15 protein-coding genes and 1 pseudogene are annotated in these 20647 nt (G+C 56.7%); 12 read left to right on the top strand and 4 right to left on the bottom strand.

What is annotated here, in order from left to right:
• Window positions 1-674: 674 nt before the first annotated feature.
• On the bottom strand, window positions 675-2879 hold the full coding sequence (locus AC1DWG_RS06825) for an OsmC domain/YcaO domain-containing protein (protein ID WP_477787535.1): 2205 nt from the start codon (window positions 2877-2879) through the stop codon (window positions 675-677).
• A gap of 77 nt (window positions 2880-2956) precedes the next feature.
• Window positions 2957-3835 (bottom strand): putrescine utilization regulator PtrR, encoded by an 879-nt coding sequence (gene ptrR, locus AC1DWG_RS06820; RefSeq protein ID WP_008047600.1) that lies wholly within the window; start codon window positions 3833-3835, stop codon window positions 2957-2959.
• 100 nt (window positions 3836-3935) lie between these two features.
• Here ptrR and AC1DWG_RS06815 point away from each other — a divergent pair, with 100 nt between their 5' ends.
• From AC1DWG_RS06815 to AC1DWG_RS06775, 9 genes and pseudogenes are all read left to right on the top strand, one after another.
• On the top strand, window positions 3936-5327 hold the full coding sequence (locus tag AC1DWG_RS06815) for an aldehyde dehydrogenase family protein (protein ID WP_477787534.1): 1392 nt from the start codon (window positions 3936-3938) through the stop codon (window positions 5325-5327).
• A 301-nt stretch (window positions 5328-5628) separates the two neighbouring features.
• Window positions 5629-6405 (top strand): ABC transporter substrate-binding protein, encoded by a 777-nt coding sequence (locus AC1DWG_RS06810; RefSeq protein WP_477787533.1) that lies wholly within the window; start codon window positions 5629-5631, stop codon window positions 6403-6405.
• 92 nt (window positions 6406-6497) lie between these two features.
• On the top strand, window positions 6498-7187 hold the full coding sequence (locus AC1DWG_RS06805; protein WP_477764943.1) for an ABC transporter permease: 690 nt from the start codon (window positions 6498-6500) through the stop codon (window positions 7185-7187).
• A gap of 14 nt (window positions 7188-7201) precedes the next feature.
• Window positions 7202-7900 carry an ABC transporter permease gene (locus tag AC1DWG_RS06800; RefSeq protein ID WP_477787532.1) on the top strand — a complete coding sequence of 233 codons (699 nt, stop codon included), beginning with the start codon at window positions 7202-7204 and terminating at the stop codon, window positions 7898-7900.
• A gap of 8 nt (window positions 7901-7908) precedes the next feature.
• The gene (locus tag AC1DWG_RS06795) at window positions 7909-9021 is read left to right on the top strand and encodes a succinylglutamate desuccinylase/aspartoacylase family protein (RefSeq protein ID WP_477787531.1); all 1113 of its coding nucleotides are present in this window, start codon (window positions 7909-7911) and stop codon (window positions 9019-9021) included.
• Between the two features lie 18 nt (window positions 9022-9039).
• Window positions 9040-9789: pseudogene (locus tag AC1DWG_RS06790) on the top strand (ABC transporter ATP-binding protein); the annotation flags it as partial.
• A gap of 109 nt (window positions 9790-9898) precedes the next feature.
• Entirely contained in the window at window positions 9899-10807 is a 909-nt protein-coding gene (locus tag AC1DWG_RS06785; protein WP_477760618.1) for a MurR/RpiR family transcriptional regulator, read from the top strand.
• A 318-nt stretch (window positions 10808-11125) separates the two neighbouring features.
• Window positions 11126-12250, top strand: coding sequence for an acyltransferase family protein (locus AC1DWG_RS06780; RefSeq protein ID WP_477764946.1), 1125 nt, complete (start codon window positions 11126-11128; stop codon window positions 12248-12250).
• A gap of 455 nt (window positions 12251-12705) precedes the next feature.
• On the top strand, window positions 12706-13143 hold the full coding sequence (locus AC1DWG_RS06775) for a winged helix-turn-helix domain-containing protein (protein WP_477787530.1): 438 nt from the start codon (window positions 12706-12708) through the stop codon (window positions 13141-13143).
• Window positions 13144-13234: 91 nt separating this feature from the next.
• Here AC1DWG_RS06775 and AC1DWG_RS06770 read toward each other — a convergent pair whose 3' ends face one another.
• Together AC1DWG_RS06770 and AC1DWG_RS06765 are read right to left on the bottom strand one after the other, a co-directional pair.
• A complete protein-coding gene (locus AC1DWG_RS06770; RefSeq protein ID WP_477764948.1) occupies window positions 13235-13480 on the bottom strand; it encodes a hypothetical protein in 246 nt (81 codons plus the stop codon).
• Window positions 13481-13731: 251 nt separating this feature from the next.
• The gene (locus AC1DWG_RS06765; protein WP_477756626.1) at window positions 13732-13953 is read right to left on the bottom strand and encodes a hypothetical protein; all 222 of its coding nucleotides are present in this window, start codon (window positions 13951-13953) and stop codon (window positions 13732-13734) included.
• 986 nt (window positions 13954-14939) lie between these two features.
• Between AC1DWG_RS06765 and bcsQ the strand changes: the two genes are divergently transcribed.
• The 3 genes from bcsQ to bcsB are packed head-to-tail and all read left to right on the top strand — an operon-like array spanning window position 14940 to window position 20640.
• Window positions 14940-16112, top strand: a complete 1173-nt coding sequence (bcsQ, locus tag AC1DWG_RS06760) for a cellulose biosynthesis protein BcsQ (protein ID WP_477764949.1) — start codon at window positions 14940-14942, stop codon at window positions 16110-16112.
• Window positions 16109-18340, top strand: a complete 2232-nt coding sequence (gene bcsA / locus AC1DWG_RS06755) for a UDP-forming cellulose synthase catalytic subunit (RefSeq protein WP_477787529.1) — start codon at window positions 16109-16111, stop codon at window positions 18338-18340. Before bcsQ ends, bcsA begins: the two co-directional genes overlap by 4 nt.
• Window positions 18337-20640, top strand: a complete 2304-nt coding sequence (gene bcsB / locus AC1DWG_RS06750) for a cellulose biosynthesis cyclic di-GMP-binding regulatory protein BcsB (protein ID WP_477787528.1) — start codon at window positions 18337-18339, stop codon at window positions 20638-20640. The genes bcsA and bcsB overlap by 4 nt, the downstream gene beginning before the upstream one ends.
• Window positions 20641-20647: the final 7 nt, after the last annotated feature.

Here is a 20647-nt window from a genome sequence, read left to right as displayed (position 1 = left end):
ACCCTAAACTTGGCTCAGCAATCGTTGGTTACATCTTTGATTTCTCGCGGAGTAACTTGTGATGCTGATAATCTGTTGACTAGCAGTCTGACTCCACAAGCACCCACACGAATTGCTTGATTCAGTTGTTAAAGAGCGGTTGGTTAAGATCTTTCGTCTCAACCGAGGCGCGCATTCTACAGCAGCCTCATTTGCTGTCAAGTGGTATTTTTCAGAAGTTTTCAAAGTTTCCTTTTCAACTTCAACCACTTGCGCTTCAGATCTCTCGTCAGCGGGAGGCGAATTCTACAGCGTTACACGCTGCTGTCAACACCTCTTTTTCAACTCCCTTTTGGCTTCGATGACCTGAAGCAACCTGCTGCCGAAAACTGCATAACTCATTGTTTACCAAGGAGTTTTCCGTTTCGACTGCGCCGGAAGTGGGGCGAATTATAGACACCTGTAATCTGCCGTCAAGCACTGATTCAGGTTTTCTATCAATAACCTGCAGAATGCAGCAAAACGCCCCAAAGCAAGCCTGTATAGAGGAGCCAAAACGCCCTTCTATATAGAAGAGCTTCCTCATGGGCAGCCACAGCCCATGTCATAGCCAAAAAATCAGCCCACCACATACAGACGGTTGGCTGGCCGCCAAATAACAAAAAAGCACCCAAGGTGCTTTTTTGTTATCGCTGTCAGATGAATAAAGTCGCCACCCTGGCCCGCGCCATGTGCAGCTTCTTGTAACTGTCGATCAGACGAAGGTGCCTGTCGAGCCCTTCCAGTTTCATGCTCGTCGGCGTCAGACCGTAGAAACGTACGCTGCCATCCACGGACCCTATCGCCGCGTCCATCCGCTCGTTGCCGAACATCCGGCGGAAGTTGACCTCGTAGTCGCTCAGTTCCAGATCATCGTCCAGCTGCATTTCCAGCACGACGTTCACGGCCTGATAAAACAAGCCGCGCTCGACGGTGTTGTCGTTGTATTGCAAGAAGGCTTCCACCAGATCCTTGGCCTGATCAAACTTCTGCAAGGCGAGATAAATCAGCAGCCTCAGCTCCAGGATCGTCAACTTGCCCCAAGGCGTGTTGTCGTCGAACTCGATGCCGATCAAGGTGGTGATGTCGGTGTAATCGTCCAGCTCGCTATTTTCCAGACCCTTGGCCAGCGTTCTCAGGCCGACTTTGCTCAGGCCGTGCAGATTCAGGATGTCCGCGCGGAACTGCAGCGCCTTGTTGGTGTTATCCCAGATCAAATCTTCTACCGGATAAATTTCCGAGTAATCCGGCACCAGAATGCGGCAGGCCTTGGCGCCAATGTGCTCATAGACCGCCATGTACACTTCTTTGCCCATGTCTTCGAGAATGCCGAACAAGGTCGCGGCCTCTTCGACATTGGAGTTTTCGCCTTGACCGGAGAAATCCCACTCAACGAATTCGAAATCCGGCTTGGCACTGAAGAAGCGCCACGAGACCACACCGCTGGAGTCGATAAAGTGCTCGACGAAGTTGTTCGGCTCAGTCACCGCCTGACCTTCGAAGGTCGGCTGAGGCAGATCGTTCAGGCCTTCGAAACTGCGGCCTTGCAGCAGTTCCGTCAGGCTGCGCTCCAGCGCCACTTCCAGGCTTGGGTGCGCGCCGAACGAGGCAAACACGCCGCCAGTACGCGGGTTCATCAAGGTGACGCACATCACCGGGAACTCCCCGCCCAGCGATGCATCCTTGACCAACACCGGGAAGCCCTGCTCTTCCAGGGCCTGGATACCGGCCAGGATGCCCGGGTATTTCGCCAGTACTTCCTGCGGCACATCCGGCAGGGCCATTTCGCCTTCGAGGATTTCGCGCTTGACCGCGCGCTCGAAGATCTCCGACAGGCACTGCACTTGGGCTTCGGCCAGCGTGTTTCCTGCGCTCATGCCATTGCTCAGGAACAGGTTTTCGATCAGGTTGGACGGGAAGTACACCACCTCATTGTCCGACTGGCGCACAAACGGCAGTGAACAAATACCCCGCTGGGTGTTGCCGGAGTTGGTGTCGTACAGATGCGAGCCACGCAACTCGCCGTCCCGGTCGTAAACCTTCAGGCAGTACTCGTCGAGGATGTCAGTCGGCAGTTCGTCCTTCGGACCCGGCTTGAACCAGCGCTCGTCCGGGTAATGCACAAACGCCGCGTTGGCGATGTCCTCGCCCCAGAACTGATCGTTGTAGAAGAAGTTGCAGTTGAGCCGCTCGATAAACTCGCCCAGTGCCGATGCCAGCGCACCTTCCTTGGTCGCGCCTTTGCCGTTGGTAAAACACATCGGCGAGTGCGCATCGCGGATGTGCAGCGACCACACATTGGGCACGATATTGCGCCACGAAGCGATTTCAATCTTCATGCCCAGGTCGGCCAGGATGCCCGACATGTTGGCGATGGTTTGTTCCAGCGGCAGGTCCTTGCCCACAATGTAGGTGCCCGCTTCGCCAGTCGAATGCGGCATCAGCAACGCCTGGGCATCGGCGTCGAGGTTTTCGACCTCTTCAATCACGAACTCAGGCCCGGTTTGCACCACCTTCTTTACCGTACAACGGTCGATGGAGCGCAAGATCCCCTGACGGTCCTTGGCGGAGATGTCCGCTGGCAATTCGACCTGAATCTTGAAAATCTGGTTGTAGCGATTTTCCGGATCAACAATGTTGTTCTGCGACAGGCGGATATTTTCGGTGGGGATATTGCGGGTCTCGCAATACAACTTCACGAAGTACGCCGCACACAACGCCGACGAAGCCAGGAAGTAATCGAACGGCCCCGGCGCCGAGCCATCGCCTTTGTAGCGAATGGGTTGATCGGCAATCACCGTGAAGTCGTCGAACTTGGCCTCAAGTCGAAGGTTGTCGAGAAAGTTGACCTTGATTTCCATGCGTGCTTACCAGAATAACGAGCTAAACGATTTGGCCGCCATTATCCGGTTTTTCAGCACAGACCGTTAACTTTCCACTATTTTTCGACCAACACCACCCCACGCTCCTCAAGCAAGCGCACAAACATCGTCAGGCTCTGCGACACCGTCCCCCTACGCCAAACCAGCCAGGTGCGCAGATAACGGAACGACTCCGACAACGGCCAGACGCTGACCGTCGTGCATCCAGGCATGCTTTCGAGCATGCTGCGGGGCATCAGCGCCAGGCCGGCACCGGCGCTGACGCAGGCCAACATGCCGTGATAGGACTCCATTTCGAAAATCTTGCCGGGTACCGCCGCGCCATTGGCGAACCAGCTTTCGAAGTGATGCCGATAGGAGCAGTTAGAGCGGAAGGCATAGATGTTTTCACCATTCACATCCTTGGCCCGATGAATCGGCTCATGGTTGAGCGGTGCGATCAGGACCATTTCCTCTTCGAAAGCAGGCACGCCCTCCAGTGCCGGATGCAACACCGGACCATCGACAAATGCCGCGGCCAGCCGCCCTGACAGCACCCCATCGATCATGGTCCCGGAGGGGCCGGTGGACAGGTCCAGTTCGACCTTGGCGTGTTTCTGGTTATAGGCGGCCAATAGCTCTGGAATACGTACCGCTGCAGTACTTTCCAGCGAGCCCAGGGCGAAGGCTCCCTGCGGTTCTTCACCTGCCACGGTGGCGCGCGCCTCCTGAACCAGGTCGAGAATACGTCGAGCGTAATCCAGAAAGCTCCAGCCGGCCGGCGACAGGCGCAGGCGACTCTTCTCGCGGATAAACAGATCCACCCCCAGGTCCAGCTCAAGCTGCTTGATTCTGGTCGTGAGATTCGATGGCACCCGGTGGATATGCTGGGCGGCCACGCTGATGCTGCCGTGCTCGGCGACAGCCTTGAAAATTTCGAGCTGAACCAGATCCAATTCATTCTCCAAACGTGAACGTTATGCTCAGTATTATTCAGTTTCCATAAAACATATAGCCCCATAACCTGAGCACATTCCCACCCCGCAGGACGGTGCCATGACCAACGTTTCCAGCCTCACCCATGCCATTTCGATCAACCCGACCACCGGCGAGCAGATCGGCCATTACCCTTTCGAATCCGATTCGGCATTACAGGCCGCGCTGACGCGGGCCGCTACCGGGTTTCGCGCCTGGCGCCGCAAACCGGTTGAGCAGCGCGCACAGCTTTTGATCAACCTCGGCCAGGCCTTGCGCAACAATGCGCAGGCCATGGCGAACATGATCACCCTGGAAATGGGTAAGCCGATTGCCCAGGCCCGCGGTGAAATTGAAAAATGTGCGCAGCTCTGCCAGTGGTACGCCGAACACGGTCCCGCCATGCTGAGCTCAGAAACGACCCTGGTTGAAGGCGACAAGGCACGCATTGAATATCGCCCGCTCGGCCCGATTCTCGCCGTCATGCCGTGGAACTTCCCCATCTGGCAAGTCCTGCGCGGCGCGGTCCCCACGTTGCTCGCCGGCAACACCTACGTGCTCAAGCACGCGCCAAACGTCATGGGCAGCGCCTACCTGCTGCTGGAAGCCTTCCAGCAAGCGGACTTTCCTGAAGGTGTTTTCGAGGTCATCAACGTCACCCCGGAAGGTGTATCCAGGGCGATCGCCGATCCACGTATCGCGGCTGTCACCCTCACCGGCAGCGTCCGTGCAGGCATGGCCATCGGCGCTCAGGCTGGAGCGGCACTGAAGAAGTGTGTATTGGAACTGGGCGGCTCCGACCCGTTTATCGTGCTCGACGACGCAGACCTCGACGAGGCGGTGAAAGCCGCGGTGATCGGGCGCTATCAAAACACCGGACAAGTCTGCGCTGCCGCCAAACGCCTGATTGTCGAGCAAGGCATCGTCGAGGAATTTACCCGCAAGTTCGTCGAGGCCACCCAGCAGCTGGTCGTCGGTGATCCACTCGCCACCAACACTTACATCGGCCCGATGGCTCGCTTCGATCTGCGCGACGAACTGGATCAACAGGTTCGCGACACACTGGAAGAAGGCGCGACGCTGCTGCTGGGTGGAAAGAAGGCTGAAGGCCCCGGCAATTACTATGAGCCTACGGTACTCGGCGACGTGACCGATCAGATGACATCATTCAAACAGGAGTTGTTTGGCCCTGTGGCCTCAATCATCACGGCCCGAGACGCAGCCCATGCGCTGGAATTGGCCAATGACAGCGAGTTCGGCCTCACCGCCACCCTCTACACGCGCAATGTCGAACTCGCCCGGCAGATGGCCGGCGAACTTGAAACCGGTGGAGTGTTCATCAACGGCTATAGCGCCAGCGATCCGCGTGTCAGTTTTGGTGGCGTGAAGAAGAGTGGCTTTGGCCGTGAGCTCTCGCACTTCGGGGTGCGCGAATTCTGTAATGCACAGACGGTTTGGCTGGATCGACGTTAAGGGCAGCGTAGTACTGCGAACTGGCTCAATTTCCGACAGAGCAAAAACCTTGATACTGGAATGAAAAAACGGGCGCCTTATCGGCGCCCGTTTTTTGTTCAAAGGATTGATGACACAGATGAGGTTCTGCCCACCAGCACCCAGTGTGCCGCCTCGCGCTGATATGTTTTTTTTCACCAAGTTGATTTATGAAATGTTTTATGTCATTTATACCCTCGTGAATCATCGGGACAGTCCACCTTGCCAGACCGGACGGCAGCCCCCCCTACCACCCAAACGCCCCATCCAAGGAGTCAACAATATGTACAAGACAGAACTTCTAGGCGCTCTGGCACTGTGCGTCGCAAGCTTGCTGGCACACGCCGACGACGACAGCCTGCGTATCGGTATCGAAGCCGCCTACCCGCCCTTCTCCTTCAAGACGCCAGAGGGCAACGTCAGTGGTTTCGATTACGACATTGGCAACGCGCTGTGCGAAGAGATGAAGGTCAAATGCGAGTGGGTCATCCAGGAATTCGACGGCATGATCCCGTCGCTGAAAGTGCGCAAGATCGATGCTGTGCTGTCGTCGATGTCGATCACTGAAGACCGTATGAAGTCGGTCGATTTCAGCAAAAAGTACTACCACACGCCGGGCAAGTTCGCGATGAAGACCGGTAGCGTGATCGACGACCCGCTGGTCGATCTCAAAGGCAAGAAACTCGGCGTGCAACGCTCCTCGACCTATGACCGTTTCGCCACCGAGCAGCTTGAGAAAGCCGGCGTCGAGGTGGTGCGCTACTCATCGCAAAATGAAGCCTTCCTCGATCTGGCAGCGGGTCGCCTGGACGCCACGCTTGCAGACATCGTCAACACCGATGAAAGCTTTATCAAAACACCATTGGGTAAGGGTTTCGCACTGGCAGGGCCGGACATCAACGACCCGAAATACTTCGGCAGAGGCGCCGGGATCGCGGTGCGTAAAGGCGACAGCGCGAACGTTGCACGCCTGAGTGCAGCGATTGATGCGATCCGCGCCAATGGCAAGTACCAGCAAGTGATGGGCAAGTACTTCGCCTTCGATATCTACGGCGAATAGGCCTTCATCCGAAACCCTGGCGCCGGCCCCATGCGGGCGCCGCTTTTGGCTTGTCTCGTGCGCCTCCCGGCGCTCGCTTGAGGAACTTCATCATGCTCCACGGCTACGGATCGAGCATTCTCGATGGCGCCTGGCTGACCATTAATCTGGCCCTGACCTCCATGACCATGGCCATTTCCCTGGGACTGATCGGCGCGGCCTTTCGTTTGTCGCCGTTCAAATGGCTGGCGGTGCTGGGCGAAGGTTATACAACCCTGATTCGCGGTATTCCTGACCTGGTGTTGATCCTGCTGATTTTCTACGGCGGCCAGGATCTGATGAACCGCATGGCCCTTGCTCTCGGTTACACCCAGTACATCGACATCAATCCCTTTATCGCCGGCGTCTGCACCATGGGCTTCATTTTCGGTGCCTATCTCTCGGAGACCTTTCGTGGCGCCTTCATGGCGATCCCTAAAGGTCAGGCAGAGGCCGGCGCGGCGTACGGCATGAGTGGCGTTCAGGTGTTCTGGCGGATTCTGGTGCCGCAGATGATTCGTTTCGCCATTCCCGGGTTCACCAACAACTGGTTGGTGCTGACCAAATCCACCGCACTGATCTCGGTAATCGGTTTGCAGGACATGATGTTCAAAGCCAAAAACGCAGCGGACGCCACCCATGAGCCGTTCACGTTTTTCCTCGCGGTTGCCGCGCTCTACTTGATGCTGACCAGCGTGTCATTGCTGGTGCTGCGCTATCTGGAAAAACACTACTCGGTCGGCATCAAAGCCGCCGAACTGTGACTGGGAGCCCCCCCATGATTCTCGACTACAACCTGATTTGGGAAAACCTGCCGCTGTATTTCAACGGCGCTTTGGTGACCCTGAAAGTACTGCTGATTTCCCTGGCCGTTGGCCTGGTGCTTGCGGTTCCTGTAGCGCTGATGCGCGTATCCCGATCACCGCTGATCAACTTCCCGGCCTGGCTCTACACCTACGTGATCCGCGGCACCCCGATGCTGGTGCAATTGTTCCTGATCTACTACGGGTTGGCACAGTTCGAAGCGGTACGTCAATGCGCGCTCTGGCCGTACCTGTCCAGCGCAACCTTTTGTGCCTGCCTGGCCTTCGCAATCAATACCAGCGCCTATAGCGCGGAACTCCTGGCCGGCAGTTTGAAGGCCACGGCCCACGGCGAGATCGAAGCCGCCAAAGCCATGGGCATGTCGCGTCTTACCTTGTACCGCCGCATCCTCCTGCCGTCGGCCTTGCGCCGGGCGCTGCCGCAGTACAGCAACGAAGTGCTGATGATGCTGCAGACCACCAGCCTGGCGTCCATCGTCACGTTGGTGGATATCACCGGAGCCGCGCGAACCGTCAGTTCGCGCTTCTACCTGCCGTTCGAAGCATTCATCACTGCCGGTCTCATCTACCTGGCCCTGACCTTCATCCTGGTTCGCCTGTTCAAGCTGGCCGAGCGCCGCTGGCTGGCCTATCTGGCACCACGCAAGCACTAAGGAGCGTTATGAAGCACATTCAATACCTTTTGCCGTGGAGTGCCTCGGGCACAGAGCGAAAGCTGTCGCTGTTTCGTTTTGGCAGCGGGCCGCGCAAGGCCTACATCCAGGCTTCCCTGCATGCCGACGAACTGCCGGGGATGCGCGTCGCCGTCGAGCTCAAGCGCCGTCTGCTGGAACTGGAAGAGCAAGGCCTGTTGAACGGGGTGATCGAACTGGTGCCGATGGCCAATCCGATTGGTATCGCACAGATGTTCCAGGCCACCCATCAAGGGCGCTTTGAATTCTCCAGCGGGAAGAATTTCAATCGCGACTTCCCGGAACTCGCCGAGGCAGTGACAAGGCAACTGGACGGTCAACTGGGCGACGATGCCAACGCCAACATCGCACTGATCCGCCGCGCCATGGGCGACGCCCTCACCAACATGCCGGCACCGACATCGGAACTCGATGGCTTGCGGCGCCTGTTGCTGCAGCATGCCTGTGATGCCGATGTGGTGCTGGACCTGCACTGCGACTTCGAGTCGATCATGCTGCTGTATGCCATGCCGCAAAACTGGTCACGCTTGCGCTCATTGGCCGCCCGCCTCGGCGCCGGCGTGGCCCTGCTCGCCGAGGCTGCGGGAGGCAACGCCTTCGATGAAGCCTGCGCAATCCCCTGGCTGCACCTGGCCGAGCGCTTTCCTGAAGCCAATATTCCGCTGGCGTGCGTGGCCACCACGATTGAATTGCGCGGCATGGCCGACACCGAGCGCGAGCAATGCGTCGACAGTGCCCAGGCCATTCTCGGCTATCTCGCCGAGCAAGACCTGATCAGCGGCGACTGGCCTGCAGTGCCACCGAGCCGTTGTGAGGCGACACCGTTCGCCGGTGCGCAGTACGCCTATGCGCCGCACCCGGGGGTGGTGAGTTATCTGCAACCGTTGGGTGCCCACGTCAAGGTCGGCGATCCGCTCTTCGAAGTGATCGATCCGCTGACCGATCAGCACAGCGTGGTGCACGCCAGCACCGACGGCATCCTGTATGCCCGTGAACGCCTGCGCTTTGCCCAGCCTGGTTTGTGGTTGGCCAAAGTGGCCGGTAACACCCCTATTCGCCAAGGCCGTTTGCTCAGCGACTGATTCCAGAGAGTTGAAACCATGTACAAACTTGAAATTCAGGATCTTCACAAAAGCTACGGCGCCCACGAAGTGCTCAAGGGCGTGTCTCTGGAAGCGAAAGCCGGTGACGTCATCAGCATTATCGGCTCCAGTGGATCTGGTAAAAGCACCTTCCTGCGTTGCATCAACCTGCTGGAGCAGCCCAACGCTGGCAACATCGTGCTCAATGGCGAACAGCTGAAGCTGGTGACCAATAAACTCGGCGGGCTCAAGGCTGCCGAACCCAGGCAGCTGCAGCGCATGCGTTCGCGGCTATCGATGGTGTTTCAGCACTTCAACCTCTGGTCGCACATGAGTGCCCTTGAAAACGTCATGGAAGCTCCGGTGCATGTGCTGGGCATGAACAAGCAAGAAGCCCGGGAAAAAGCCGAACACTACCTGAACAAAGTCGGCGTGGCACACCGCATGGACGCCTGGCCGGCGCATATGTCCGGTGGTGAGCAGCAGCGCGTGGCGATTGCCCGTGCACTGGCCATGGAACCTGAAGTGATGCTGTTCGATGAACCGACTTCGGCACTCGACCCCGAGCTGGTCGGCGAAGTACTTAAAGTCATGCAGGATCTCGCACTCGAAGGACGCACCATGGTGGTCGTGACCCACGAAATGGGGTTTGCCCGCGAGGTTTCCAATCAACTGGTGTTTCTGCACAAGGGGCGGGTCGAAGAGCGCGGCAATCCGCGTGAAGTGCTGGTCAATCCACAGTCCGAGCGTCTCCAGCAATTTCTGTCCGATTTTTCAGGCATTGCGCGTTATCGTTCTTCGCGGGCAAGCCACGCTCCCACAAGTTATGCGCCCGCCCCAGCCCCATCTCCAACCCTCAGGAACTGCAGAGCCGGACATGCCGACCCCCACAAAAAACACCACGGTCTATGCCGCGCCGGTGATGCGCAAACTGACGGAAATCGTTACCGATTTACCGCCATCACTGCGCAAAGTGGCGGATTTCATCCTGCGTCACCCGCTAAGGGCTGCGACGTTGACTATCGAAGAAATGGCTCATGAAACATCCACCTCGCCAGCCGCGGTCAATCGTTTGGCCAAGGCTCTGAACCTGGGTGGCTACACCGGCATGAAGGCCGAGCTGGTGGCGACTTTGCAGCAGATGGTGTCGCCGGTCGACAAGCTTCGTAATGAACTGGCGCATCGACCGGGTGGCGCATTTGGCCTGCATGAGCAAATCCAGAGCGCCACCAGCAACCTCGCCACGGCGGCGACCAACAACCATGAAGATGCCTTTGAAGCGTTCGTCACCCGCCTGACCGAGGCGCGTAAAATCTACATCCTCGGCTTTGGCAACAGCGTCTACTTCGCAGGCCTGGCCGCCTCGACCCTGATGCCCTTCTGTGCGGACGCCACCGCCATCAGCATGGAAGGCGGCAACGAAAACGCCGCTTACCGCCTGGCCGCAATCACCGATCAGGATGTATTGCTGGCGATTTCCCTGCCGCGCTATTCCCTCGACACCCTGCAACTCGCGCGTTTTGCCAATGAGCGCGGCGCCTCGGTGCTGGCAATCACCGACTCACCTGCCTCGCCTCTCACCAGCATTGCCGAACACGTGCTATTTGCCCCCGCCGACCATCCGGTCATGACCAGCTCCAACATCGCCGTGCTCGCCTTGATCGAAGGATTAGTGGCGGGTGTGATGGCCCGCAATAAAGAAGCCGTCAAGTTGGCGACAGAGCTGACCGAAAGCGTGATGTCTTACCTGCATATTCCTTCCAGCAGTAAATCGCCGAAAAAGTGATATTTCTTGGGGGGGGGTCGCCCCCACAGCACTGCGCACTCCTTGATATCATGGTGCCTGCACGACTACGCGCCTGGCACCAACATGCTGAAATCGGGAACAGGCGGGGTTAGAGCGAGCGTAAAAAGCCGGATCAGGCGCCGGCCACGGGGTAAGATTTGCAGCAATTGCTGCGGTGTGATGCTCATGTCTGCATCGCTTCGAATGTAGATCGTCCTGAATAAAAACGACTGGCCACCGACTTATCGACAGCGCATGGCTTAGCTTATAGAATCGTGCGCCGAAAAAAATAAAACTTTCTTGATTCGCAGGTAGCGCATGACACCCTCCGTTAGCGAAACAAAGAATCTGGACATCGAAGTATTGCGTGCCTATGCCATCGCTATTACTTTCGTTGCCCATCTCGGTCTTTTAAATCCGGATTGGTTTAAATGGACTACCTATTTCTGGCTGGGTGGAGGGGTAGATTTATTCTTCTGCATTTCCGGATTCCTTATAACGACATCATTGATAAAAGCTTCGAACCAGCAAGATCAGTTCCTGCGTTTTGCTGGATCTTTTTGGACAAGGCGGTTGTTTCGATTGTGGCCCGCAGCGATTTTCTGGTCGACCATAACGTTGGCAATTTCATTTGCCTTTGACGTCTCCAGGACATTTGGCTCACAAGAGAACATGGTAAACTCTTGGATATTCGGCATGTTGAATATCCAAAATATATACATCTGGTACACTGAAAATTCAAACAGCGCAACTCCACTATGGCACTACTGGAGCTTGTCGCTAGAAGAACAGTTCTATGTAATTCTCCCCATCATTTTGTTCTTCATCCCTAATCGCAAATTATTGATCATCCCTTTTCTTGCAGTGGCAATTTACCATTCCACACAGATACGTCCGTGGGGTACATTGCTTTGGTTTATTCGAAGCGACGCATTGCTTTACGGCACCCTCATCGCGCTGGCCTGGCATTACTACCCACAGCGGATATCAAGTATTTTCTCTACCAAGAACAAAAAAACATTACAACTTGCATTATTGATTTGTATTCCCTTACCCATCATCACAGCAAAAATCGGCTGGTCCCCCTATTTCATGGGATTTGTCGCAATCACTTCAAGCCTGGTTGTGCTCCTGTGTTCGGGAAATCTAAACCTTACGGGCTCAAATGGCCGCCTCCGAAAGATCGCCATTCACATCGGATCGCGCTCTTACTCCATTTATCTTGTTCACAACCCTATATTTGCAATTGTAAGAGAAATATGCCTTCAGTCAGGGTATACGGATCTCACACTTGAAACCGATAAAATATTTGCCGTCCTCATCGCACTAGTACTAACTGGAGTGATTGCAGAGTTTTCCTACCAATTTGTGGAAACTCCACTTAGAAGTTACGGGTCGCAGCTTTCGAAAGCAAAATTCAAGCGGGTGATGTTGGCCAACTAATGCTTTTGGAGTAGCCGTCCTGATCAGCGAAACTGATTCAACGCGACGCGGTATTTTTTCAAAGATCTCGAGTCGCTGACTGCCAAGGATGCCAGCCGAACACTCAAAAATAAAAAGGGGGCGGGACGGAGTGATCCCCCCCTGGCTCCCCATCTTCTTTTTCATACTTCTTGAAAGCTTCGAGAGTTTCACTCTGGATTTTTCCAGGCAGGTAAGCGGCGACGTGACAGTACTACGGCCTGAACTGGTGACGGTCAGCCACTTGTTTGTACGCCAGTCGGCAGAGTTGGCGGCAGCAGTGACTCACCTAATGCTGAAGACCTTGCTCGACAATCACTGGCATCCTTCAGGGGGTCTTCGACCCCTTTAAGTCCGCCAATGCGGTTTTTTCACGCGCCACTTACAGTGGGCGCAGCTCTGGGTGCTACGCTTTTCCTGTGCATGGAGGAAGCGCGATGCCAGAAGATCTTGCCCCCACCCCGCTCAATTCTTGCGACGAAGACTCTATTGCCCTCGGGCATACTATCGATGAGGTTGCGGCCTGGATCGACCACCGCGGCTCTACGTGTGTGTCTGATCGCATCAATATGCCAAAGTTACATACCTGGGTGTTCAACAAACCCCAACGCCTGCTTTCTAACAATCTAACGACTATCAATTTAACTCGCATGGAATGCGTAGTGCTTGACTTACTAACAAGCAGCGAGGAACGCGTTATCCGCAACGAGGACATCCTTATGAAGTTAAATAAGGACCCTCATAATTACAAAGGATTGCCCATGTGCCTCAGTAGACTGCAAGCGAAATTCAAGAAATTCACCAAAGGCGACAACCTCCTCCGTTCAGTAAGAAGTCGCGGTTACTGCCTTATCCAAACAATAAATCCTGAATGAGTTTTAAGTCTCCAGCTCATGGATGTAATGCTGTTCAGTTAAGGGAATTGCAGGAGCGAGCTTGGCGGAGTTAAAGCGCGATCCCGCAAACCTACCGAGCGATACTCGGTGATTGTTTTGTCCAGAGGAGGTTTATGGCATCTGTTTCAAGCCTCAGGTTGTTACCGACCCTGAGCCAGAACAGTATGTCGTTAGGCGTCAATGGGCTGAAGAAGATCCAGTGCCCCGAGCCGTCAGCCTTTTCCTCTACGTCTGCAACGTACAACGCGACCTCGCTTTCGCTAAGTTCCAAGGCATCGGAGATTTCTCGCTGTGTCGGTTTTCTTACGCTGCTCATAGTGAAATCCATTTCTTGAACAAAGTGCTGAAAGCATAGCTGAACACCAAAACCTGGAATCTCCACCTGTCGCTTCAGGTCACGGAATGGCAGGAGACTGTGTCAACGCTCCTGATCCCCCTCGCTACGGTGCCGGCCGAAGAGTCCGCCCGCATTGCGAGCATGTCGCGACCTGAAATCGCCGTTACGGAAAAGCAATCGTGACAGTTTGCAGCGGTTGCCAGGGCGGGTATTGAAACCTGAAACTTCAATTAATGCGCAGGCATGGCGTCCAATGCCTGCGCATGAGCATCAATCATCACCTGAAGGGCGTTTGACACATGCGGATGCCCAACCCAGCGGTATGAAGCACTTCCAAGTAAGCCGGCTGCCGCGTTGTCCATCAGGCTTTTGACATCAAGCCCGCTGGCGATGGCCTCTCCAATAATTGCTACAAGGGCCTGCTCAAGTGCAATTTCGCGATCAGTGACCATTTCATCTCCTTGAACCGGCTCCATGCCGGCCATAGAGATAAATAGCTCAAAAGAAATCAAAATGCCACTACCTCCGTCGCATCCAGTCACGGAGGGCGGCGCATGCAATGGATGCCCAAGGCCTGCTCGGGGCGGTGCCCCCATGATCATCTTAGTGATAGCAGCGCCGTTCTAGATGCTCTGGCTCATCTACAAGGGGCCACGCCGCCAAGGGTTCACCCCGCCAGTCACCTCAGGGGGAGTGTGTGTAACGCCACTGGCGAGGCGAACGATTGAACGTTAGCTGAACGACTTGGATTGTCGCCTGCACCTTGTCTGAATTGGTGCCCACCCTGACCAGTTGCTGGCCATTCAGTAATCCATCTGAAACACACCAGGCCGGGCAAGCGGTCATGACTTTACCCAGCGCAGCGCCAAGTGTCCCGAAGACAACCCTGAACAAAATTAACATTGAGCCTGCCGGTGAACGACGGGCGAGGAATCGCCATGTCCGATTTTCAAATGGAACCCACGCCCACCGCTCGCAAGCGTCATGTGTGGCGAGTGCCACGGCTTCGCTGTGCCAGGCCAGCAGTACCAGCTCATTTCCGGTAGCTGGAAACCGCCACTATTCCTTCAAATACAGCAGTCAACTTCATTAATAAATAATCCGGCATAAAACCATCGAAGGCGATCAACACTCACACCCCATCGCACCGAAAGTTATTTATCCCGACAAACACATCCATTACCTATCATCATATTACAACTCACTGGACAGTAATTATTGGACGCACACTAACACCTACACTTTCCACGAATAACATAACCCCTGATAACACTCAGACTAACACCAATAAAACTCACTGACTTATTATAACATTCGTTGACACTAAGACGCAGCCACCCTACATTAGTGGCACTCTGCCAACACCACGACGACGCATCAACTTTGTCAAGTTAATGGAATGCTGAGTTTCTGAGCTATTTCATTCCTGGTACAACGCATGAAATATGTAGACGACATTACGAAACTTTTTACACATTTTGGCGCCAATGCGCAGAGCTACCAGGAAATACAACCGAACTATAAAGATTTCAAAGACGACCCGGTTACACCTGCGCTGACTGAGCCAGAACCGTCGGTGGCCTTGCCTCCCCCAATACCAACGCCAATGTCCCCTGTGTTTCTACTGGACGAGCCACAGCCTTCTTTATTGATTGGCGCGCCGGTCGAGCCTGTGCAGAATGCTGCCCTCTCGCTAACTTCGCCAATATCCCCTCTCCTGACCAAGCCACCTGCGAGTTCTGCTACGGGTGACCGTCAGCGATTGAGCGACTTGTTACGTGAACTCAACCAGGTTCGTCGAGACGGTCTGCCAGAAACGACTCGCAAGCGGACCAGGGCAAAGGTCATTGCTATCGTTTCGGCGAATGGTGGGGTGGGTAAAAGCACCGTCGCCGCTGGCCTCGCAAAAACACTTCGGCGCCCTGGCGGGCGAACCATCGCAATTGATCTGGACCCTCAGAACGCGCTTTCCTGCCACTTGGGTATCACCAGGCAGGTTCCCGGGCTGATCCAGCTCAAAGAGCAGGGCGCAGACTGGGGCGCTCATCGCCTGCCGGGCTTTGGCGACAGCGAGTGCCTGCCCTTCGGCACTGGCGAGGTGAGCGATCGCCGATTGCTCAAGCAGTTGATGCTTGAAGATTCTGACTGGTTGAATCAGCACCTTGCGTCAATGGACCTCAGCGAAAACGATACCGTGATCCTGGACACGCCTTCGGGTGCGACCGTCTATTCGCAACAGGCACTCGATGCCGCCGATCTGGTGCTGGTGATGACGGTGGCCGACGCGGCTTCCTACCTGGCACTGGACACCATGACCCAGTGGCTGGAAACCAGCCGACGACGCGCGCAGTGGCACCGGTATGTACTCAACCAACGGGATGACTCGCGTTCGTTCAGCAGGGACATGGGCGTGCTGTTTCGGCGGCGGCTCGGCGCTAACCTGATCGGGACGATTCGTCTCGATCACCAGTTCAACGAGTCGCTGGCCTATGGTCGGGACCTGTTGCAGTACGCACCTGAGAGCATTGGCTGTCAGGACATTCATTCGCTGTCAGGCGCGGTCCATGCCCTGCTTTTTGCGGATGCTTGCAGCCAGCAGGGCACGCCATGACCGCCCGGCTCAATCAGCTACCTGCAAAGACGTGGTGGTTGCAGGAGCTACTGGATACTTTCGTGGCAAGCGTCAGTCGCTGGCCCCTGCGTTGGCGTCAAGGCCTGAAGATCTCGGCCGGGCTGATCGCTGCATTGTTGGTGCTGGGTATCCTCACTGCGCCGCTGAACCTGTATTCCCAGGCCGCGTTTGCCGCCGTCTGTTTTGCCGCCAGCCTGATCATCCGCAAGCAAGCCGGGCGTCTGGCGATCCTGACCCTGGTCACCCTCTCGCTGATCGCTTCGTTTCGCTACATGTACTGGCGCCTGACCGACACCCTGGGCTTCGACAACTGGCAGGATGCCGTATTTGGCTACGGATTGGTGCTGGCCGAACTGTATGCCTTGCTCGTCCTCGTCTTCGGCTATGTACAGACCGCCTGGCCGCTGCATCGCACACCGCAGTTTCTGCAACAACCGCCCGCTGAATGGCCGACGGTAGATGTCTTCATCCCCACCTACAACGAAGCGTTGGGCATCGTCAAACTGGTGGTGCTTGCGGCCCAGGCCATCGACTGGCCCGAGGGCAAGCTGCGGGTGCACGTGCTCGACGACGGACGTCGGGACGAGTTCAAGGTTTTCTGCCAGCAAATCGGCGTCAACTACATCACCCGCGACAACAATCAACATGCCAAGGCCGGCAACCTCAACGAGGCGCTCAAAGTCACCGATGGCGAGTTCATCGCCATATTCGACGCCGACCACGTGCCCACCCGCTCCTTCCTGCAGATCACCATGGGCTGGTTTATCAAGGACCCGAACCTGGCGTTGCTGCAAACGCCGCACTTCTTCTATTCACCCGATCCGTTCGAAAAGAACCTCGATACCTTTCGCTCGGTGCCCAATGAAGGTGAGCTGTTCTACGGCCTGGTGCAGGACGGCAACGACCTCTGGAACGCGACGTTTTTCTGTGGTTCCTGCGCGGTCATCCGGCGTACTCACTTGCTGGAAGTGGGCGGTATCGCCACCGAAACCGTGACGGAGGATGCGCACACGGCACTCAAGCTCAATCGCCGTGGTCTCAACACCGCCTACCTCGCCATTCCACAAGCAGCAGGACTCGCTACGGAAAGCCTTTCCCGGCACATCCGTCAGCGCACACGCTGGGCTCGGGGTATGGCGCAGATTTTTCGGACCGACAATCCACTGTTTGGCAAAGGACTGAACCTGGGGCAGCGCATCTGCTACCTCAACGCCATGATGCATTTTTTCTACAGCCTGCCCCGCCTGGTGTTCTTGACCGCGCCCTTGGCCTACCTGATGTTCGACGCGCAGATTTTTCACGCCTCGGCGTTGATGGTCACGGTCTATGTATTGCCGCATATTTTGCATTCCAGCCTGACCACCTCCAGCATCCAGGGCCGCTTCCGCCATTCGTTCTGGAACGAAGTGTATGAGTCAGTGTTGGCCTGGTACATCATGCGCCCGGTACTGTTCGCCCTGATCAGTCCTTCGCTGGGCAAATTCAACGTAACCGACAAGGGCGGCACCATCGAAAAGGACTATTTCGACTGGAAACTCGCGCGGCCTTACATCGTCCTGCTGACCTTGAACATGATCGGTCTGGTGATCGGCGTGGTGAAACTGCCAGGGAGTGATTCGGCCGAGGTCACGACCCTGCTGATCAACCTCGCCTGGACCTTGTACAACATCATCATCGTCAGCACCGCCGTGGCGGTGGCCAGTGAGTCCGCCCAGGTGCGCTCCGAACCCAGGGTGCCCGCTGATCTGCCCATGCGCATCTATCGCGAAGACGGCACCTCGTTCGATTGCCAAACCCAGGATTTCTCACAAAACGGCGTGGGCCTGAAACTGCCACCGCAGGTTCAGCTCTGCGCCAATGAGAAGCTGCAGCTCTGCATTTTGCGCACGCCCCCTTCCAGCCTCTTTCCCGCAACAACGATGTTCAGCAACGACGACGTGGCGGGCGTGCAATTCGACGCCTTGTCCCTGCGCCAGCAAAGTGAACTGGTGCGACTGACCTTTTCACGGGCCGACACCTGGGCCAACACCTGGGGTAATGGCCGCCTCGACGCGCCTATGGTGGCATTGCGGGAAGTCAGCAGCATTGCCTTACGCGCCATCCTCGACTTGTTCGTTGCAACCCTAAAGGACGGCCAAGCGCTGCTGCACAAACGCCAGGACGCGCCATCACCTATCGACTCCACCGCGGACACGCAACGACCTTGAAGCATTCCACTCGCCGGACCTTTCTTCCTCGTCGCTCACTCATGCTGATCGCCTGCTCACTACTGACCTGGAGCGGATGGACCTTGAGTGCTGCGGCCCAAATCAGCACCACAGAGCCGGCGGCAATGCCGGTCTCACCGTTGCCCGGAACCGATGCCCCGAGTAACAGCTATACCCGCACCCTCAAGGAGCTGGGCAAAAGCTACTCGATGACCCTCAAGGGCGTGGAGGCAACGGACAGTGTGAATTTCGATGTGCGCGCCGATGAAGTCGTCACCGCGGCGCACGTCACGCTGCAGTACAGCTACTCACCGGCGCTGCTGGCCGACCTTTCGCAAATCAACGTGCTGATCAACGATCAAGTGGCCGCCACCCTGCCCCTCCCGAAGGAGGAGGCCGGTAAATTGCAGACCCGGACCGTGCAGATTCCGCCGCAGACCATCACCGAATTCAACCGGCTCAGCCTGCAGTTCATCGGTCACTACACGATGCAATGTGAAGACCCTTTGCACTCCAGCCTGTGGGCCAGAATCGGCAACGAGAGCCAGCTGAGCCTCCAGGTGTCCTCGATTAAACAGCCCAACGACCTGTCCGCGCTGCCGCAGCCCTTGTTCGATCGTCGAGATGCCTCGCCCTTGAAGCTGCCCTTCGTGTTCGCCGCGCACCCAAGCGGTCCGGAGCTTGAGGCCGCCGGCATTCTGTCTTCCTGGTTCGGCGCACTGGCCAGCTACCGCGGCGCAACCTTTCCCGCCAGCCTCACCAGCCTGCCGGCCAAAGGAAACGCGGTGGTGTTTGTCAGCGGCAGCGAGTCAACGACCCTGAGTGGTTTGCCGATCAAAGAGGCCACCGGGCCGACATTGACCCTCGTGAGCAACCCGAATGATGCTCAGGGCAAACTGTTGATCGTCTCCGGGCGCGATGGCGCCGATCTCAAAGTCGCCGCGACAGCGCTGGCACTCGGCGGCGCGGCCTTTTCCGGGCAGAGCGTGGTGGTCGACCGGATTGACTCACTCAAGCCACGCCAGCCGTACGACGCGCCCAACTGGCTGCCCTCCGATCGCCCGGTTCGCCTGGGTGAACTGGCGAAGCCCGCAGAACTTAATGTGTCGGGTTATAACCCGGGACAACTGACGGTTGCCCTGCGCTTGCCACCCGACCTGTTCAGCTGGCGTGAGCCCGGTGCGCAACTTGACCTGAAGTACCGCTATACGCCGCAACCGGTCTCCACCAATTCCTCGTTGCTGATCAGCTTCAACGACACCTTTATCAAGTCGATCGATCTGCCTTCGATCGAGAAACTCGGCAGCAGCGACAGCCTGCTGGCGATGCTCAAAACCGACGACAGCCTGGCCCGCACGTCGCGCATGCTGTTGCCGCTCAATTCGGTAGCGCTGCAGTCACGCCTGCAATTTCGTTTCATGTATGACTACATCAAACAGGGCAAATGCCGCGACATCATCATCGACAACGTGCGCAGTGTGATCGACCCGGACTCGACCCTGGACCTCAGCCAATACGAACATTTCATGGCCATGCCCAACCTCGGGGTGTTCAAGGACAGTGGCTTCCCGTTCACCCGCATGGCCGACCTGTCTGAAACATCGGTGATCCTGCCCAACGAGCCAGGCCCGGCCGATCTGAGCACCTATCTGACCCTGCTGGGCCGCTTCGGCGACTCCACCGGTTATCCGGCCACCGGCGTGAAGGTGGTCCACGCCGACCAACTCGCCGAGCAAAGCGACCGGGATTTGCTGGTGCTCGCCTCGGGCAACAATCAGCCGCTGCTGGATCAATGGCAGCACCTTCTGCCGGCCAGGGGCGAAGATGCTGTGCAGTACTTTGAACTGTCTGACCTGCCCTTGCGTCTGCGCAACTGGATCAGCCCGGATACGAAAACCAATCTGCGTGAAGCGCGCAGCAGCTTCAGGTTTAGCGCTGAGGACGGCAGTGCTTATCTGACCGGATTCGAATCGCCGCTCAAGAGTGGGCGCAGTGTGGTGTTTATCGCCAGCGCAAGGCCCAGCGGCCTGGCCGACGTGACCAACGCCCTGCTCAGCAGCGAAGAAAACGCCCACGAGTTGCAAGGCAGTCTGGTAGTGGTCAGGGGCAAGCATGTCGAATCGCTGGTCGCCGAGCAGGATTACTACGTCGGGAGCTTGGGCCCATTGCGCTATCTGCAGTGGTACCTCTCGCAAAACGTAATGGCGCTCATGCTGTTCACCCTCTTCGGGGTCCTGCTGCTTGCCTCGATGGCCTACCTGGCCCTGCGCTTACGGACCAAACGTCGTCTTGGCCAATGAGCCGCGC

It is taken from the genome of Pseudomonas sp. P4_B3 (assembly GCF_056402295.1).
The sequence above is the reverse complement of the archived record's forward strand: the minus strand, read 5'-3'. Positions and strand labels throughout refer to the sequence as shown.